The following is a 223-nucleotide window of genomic DNA, read 5'->3' as shown; positions in this document are numbered from 1 at the left end:
AAAACAATTATTCGGTATTAGCTACCGTTTCCGGTAGTTGTCCCAAACTTGAGGGCAGGTTGCCTACGTGTTACTCACCCGTCCGCCGCTAACCATCAGAGAAGCAAGCTTATCTTCAAGTCCGCTCGACTTGCATGTATTAGGCATGCCGCCAGCGTTCGTCCTGAGCCAGGATCAAACTCTCCAATAAAGTATTGAAAAGAGCGATAAGCTCATTTTGAAT

1 rRNA gene is annotated in these 223 nt (G+C 46.6%); it reads right to left on the bottom strand.

The window, feature by feature from the left end:
- Positions 1–190: ribosomal RNA gene (locus WFI24_RS34415) — 16S ribosomal RNA — on the bottom strand; the annotation flags it as partial.
- Between the last annotated feature and the right edge of the window lie 33 nt (positions 191–223).

It is taken from the genome of Paenibacillus sp. USHLN196 (assembly GCF_037144955.1).
In the GTDB taxonomy this organism is placed as follows: Bacteria; Bacillota; Bacilli; order Paenibacillales; family Paenibacillaceae; genus Paenibacillus; species Paenibacillus xylanexedens_C.
The sequence above is the reverse complement of the archived record's forward strand: the minus strand, read 5'-3'. Positions and strand labels throughout refer to the sequence as shown.